The sequence below is a fragment of the Salipiger sp. PrR007 genome (assembly GCF_010499845.1).
In the GTDB taxonomy this organism is placed as follows: domain Bacteria; phylum Pseudomonadota; class Alphaproteobacteria; order Rhodobacterales; family Rhodobacteraceae; genus Salipiger; species Salipiger pacificus_A.
Genome location: NZ_JAAGOZ010000073.1, coordinates 1 through 3,218 on the forward strand (window position 1 = coordinate 1; position 3,218 = coordinate 3,218).

6 protein-coding genes are annotated in these 3,218 nt (G+C 64.9%); 4 read left to right on the plus strand and 2 right to left on the minus strand.

Annotated features, from left to right (window positions below):
* The first annotated feature begins 64 nt into the window (after positions 1-64).
* From G0Q01_RS23360 to G0Q01_RS23375, 4 genes are read left to right on the plus strand one after another with little or no spacing between them, the layout of a single operon-like run.
* The gene (locus G0Q01_RS23360; protein WP_235940367.1) at positions 65-514 is read left to right on the plus strand and encodes a hypothetical protein; all 450 of its coding nucleotides are present in this window, start codon (positions 65-67) and stop codon (positions 512-514) included.
* Between the two features lie 11 nt (positions 515-525).
* Complete coding sequence (locus tag G0Q01_RS23365; RefSeq protein ID WP_164192210.1) at positions 526-1,425, plus strand: META domain-containing protein; 900 nt, start codon at positions 526-528, stop codon at positions 1,423-1,425.
* Between the two features lie 14 nt (positions 1,426-1,439).
* A complete protein-coding gene (locus G0Q01_RS23370; protein WP_164192208.1) occupies positions 1,440-2,108 on the plus strand; it encodes a CPBP family intramembrane glutamic endopeptidase in 669 nt (222 codons plus the stop codon).
* The gene (locus G0Q01_RS23375) at positions 2,105-2,476 is read left to right on the plus strand and encodes a hypothetical protein (protein ID WP_164192206.1); all 372 of its coding nucleotides are present in this window, start codon (positions 2,105-2,107) and stop codon (positions 2,474-2,476) included. Before G0Q01_RS23370 ends, G0Q01_RS23375 begins: the two co-directional genes overlap by 4 nt.
* A 119-nt stretch (positions 2,477-2,595) precedes the next feature.
* Here the strand turns inward: G0Q01_RS23375 and G0Q01_RS23380 are convergent, their stop codons facing one another.
* Together G0Q01_RS23380 and G0Q01_RS27450 are read right to left on the minus strand one after the other, a co-directional pair.
* A complete protein-coding gene (locus G0Q01_RS23380; RefSeq protein ID WP_164192204.1) occupies positions 2,596-2,934 on the minus strand; it encodes a hypothetical protein in 339 nt (112 codons plus the stop codon).
* A 113-nt stretch (positions 2,935-3,047) separates the two neighbouring features.
* Complete coding sequence (locus G0Q01_RS27450; RefSeq protein ID WP_370526790.1) at positions 3,048-3,194, minus strand: M13-type metalloendopeptidase; 147 nt, start codon at positions 3,192-3,194, stop codon at positions 3,048-3,050.
* Between the last annotated feature and the right edge of the window lie 24 nt (positions 3,195-3,218).

The window sequence follows — 3,218 nt, forward strand, 5'->3', positions numbered from 1 at the left end:
GCCCGGCCGGAAGCGGTCACACGCCGCTGCGTCTCATCCTGATTGACGCGGAATCTCATCCTGTTTGTCGCGCCGCATCCTCGGCGCCTACAGCGAGGACGAGTTCGAACGCATCCTGTCAACGCTTGAGCTGCGGAAACATCCCTCTGACTGGAATCTGGATGAAGCGCATCCGATCACCTCGATGATCGCATCATCCCATGATGAACGTATCCTGCTGATAGAGAACGACCGCGAGGTGGCGGAGGGCCCGTTGATCTGGGACGGCCGCCCGCTGGGGCCGCATGTCTATGTATTGAACGGGCCAGATGATGGCACACGGGGCATGAGGTGGCAGGCGCTGACCTACGATGATGCGGCGCGCGCAGAGCACGACCTGACGCGGGTGCGCTCGGATGACGCGTTCTCCAGTCTAATCTCGGAACGCAGTCATCCCGGAATGATTTTTGTCTTCACCGACTTGCCATTGCATCCTGACCGGCGTTCAGGCCGGGATTTCGTGATCATGTCCTGATGGGGGGCTCCATGCATAGACTTGCCACTCTGCTTGCGCTCATCGCGACACCGGCCAGCGCGGCAAGCTGGGACATCACCGCACTCAACGGCGCCCCGACCGAAGGCGCCCCTGTGCTGACCCTCGAGGAGGACGGGGCGCTTTCGGGTCACACGGGCTGCAACCGTCTCTCGGGCCACGGACAGATCGAGGACGGCAGATTGACGCTGACCTTGCCATTAGCGACCACGCGCGTGGCTTGCCCGGCGTCGCTGTCACAGCAGGAAGCGCGTCTGCGCGACCTTCTGGGAAGCGGCGCGCGCGTGGAGTCCGAGGGCGACGGGCTTCGGTTGACCGGCGCTGGCGTGACCGCGTTGCTGATCCCGCAGGAGCGCGCGCCCGACATTCGCGACGCGGCTTATGTGATCGTCAGCGGCGTCGATGCCACGCTCAACATTCGATCCGAGCCGAGCACGGCCAGTGGCGTGCGCGCCCGTGCCTCGCTGGGCCGCGTCATGAAGAACGATGGCTGCGAGGAGCGACCTGATCGCGCCTGGTGCCGGGTCCGCTTCATCGACAATAGCGGCACGGACGGATGGGCCGCTGCGGAGTATCTCGCCGCAGCGACGGCGATGCGTCGGGCCGCCGCAGAGCTTTTCGACGAGATCGGGCGGCTTGACTGCCAGCTCTCGGGCGGTGCGGTAGAACGCTGCGACTTCGGCGTCTCGCGGGAGGGCAGAGGCGGCGGCACAATGCTGGTGTACCTGCCGGAAGACCGCCACCTGCTGCTCAGCTACGACGGCACGGAACTTGCCCTATCCGACGGAGAGACAGACGTGCCCGCGCAAATTGCCCCGATCAATGAAGGACTGAGCGTGGTGACCGACACGGCAACGTTGAGCGTACCGCTTTCGCCGTTCGCGGGCGGGTAGGCGCGGCGAAGACCATGTCATGCGCCAAAGCCAAACCGGCAGGACCATCCCGCATCGGCTGGGCTCTTGCGACGCTGGCTGCGTGGACTGTCATTACATTTGGCGGTGCGCTTCTTCTTCGGCCGGCGGAGCGCGGGCTCGATGAGATTGTGACGCAGGGTGTGCTGTGGCAGGTCGTGCTCGCCGCGGCGATGTTGGTCGTAGTGAGCATCTGGCGGGGCTGGAGTGATCTGGGGCTCAACGCGCCCGAGCGTGGCACGCTTCGGTTGCTTTGGTTTCCGCTGCTGCTTGTGGCGCTGCAAATGCTGCTGGCACTTCTGCTGGGCCTTCCTTCTGCGGGGGTGGGCGCATTGATCCTGCTCAACACCGCCTGCGTCGGGGTCTCGGAAGAGGTTATGTTTCGCGGCGTGCTCTATCGTGCGTTTCGCCAAAGGATGAAGATTTGGCCGGCGATCCTGCTGACGTCGGTTCTGTTCGGCGCGGTGCATGTGCTGAACGGCGTCATCACCGGCGCATTTGCGGATGCGTTGCGACAGGCGCTCGTCGCCAGCTGTTCCGGTCTGCTGCTGATCCCGTTGGCGCTGGTGCTCCCCGGGTTGCTCTACGCGCTGTGGCTCTTGCGTCATGTGCATCGCGCGCCACCTGCCGGTGACCGGCAGGCCGCAGGGATGGCAACGCGATGAGCCGATGGCACTTGCGGATTTTTCGCGCTGTCTTCTCGATTGCCTGGGCTCTGAGCGCGGGGCTTGCCGGGCTCATCATCGCGAGCCTGTTGCTCGCCGATGGTCCAACCACCGCGCCCCGGTACGTGGCAATCAGCCTGACGGTCAGCGCGATCCTTCTCGGCCTCGCCGTCCTGCTCTTCGGCATTAAAGGGGAGATCACGGCTCTGGCCCGAGCCATTGCGGCGCATGGCGAGGAAATGCAGGGCCCTCTGTCACGCCTCGCAACGTTTCTGCTCTTGGCTGGCGCCGGTCTGGTGCTCCTGCTCGCTGGGCTCATTGCCGGGGTGATCGCCCGTATTCTCGACGGGGCCGCCGTGTTCGGATGACCTGCGTGGGCGGCCTCGCGCGATCAGCCTGCTCTGGTCCGTCGCAGTGGCCTTTTGCTAAGTCTTTGGCCGGAGGGGCGTGCCACCCATGAGGTCAGCGGCACGGGCCCAACTTGGTCTCAGAACCGAACGGTTCCGCTGCCGATCTCGAGACCGCCGTAGGTTGCGCTCTTGGGCTTTCCGCCGTCGTCATAGAGAACGGTGGCATTGCCGCTTTGCCCGCCAGTGCAGGCGAGCGGGCGGATTTCGCTGCCGCCGGGTTTGGGATCGCTGTAGACCGCCGAGCAGAAGGCGCCGCCGGCGACGGTTACTCCCAAGGCGTAATTGCCATCAGAACGTTCGCGTATGGTGCCCGAGGCCGTGCCACCGGTGCTATTGGCCCCCGTACCGCTCATCGTGTCTTCCATGCAGCCTGCGCAAAGCAGCAGGACCGCGGTGGCGATCAGTGGTGACTTCATTGAGTACTCCTATCCCTCGCAAACTTTTCTGGATTTGGTCGTGAGGTCTGGTTCCCATGTGGGGGCGTCCAAGGCTCGCTGCGTGGTGGGGGCCCCGGACCTTGGCCGGTGGATCACCAGGCGGTGATCCGTTCCTCGGGCGGCAGCCACATTGGATCGCCTTCCTCGATGCCGAAGGCCTCGTAGAAGGCCGGCAGGTGCTGAAGGGCGGCAATTGCGCGGTAGGGCGACGGCGCGTGCGGATCGCCCGCGACCAGCAGGCGATCATAGGCCTCGGTCGATTT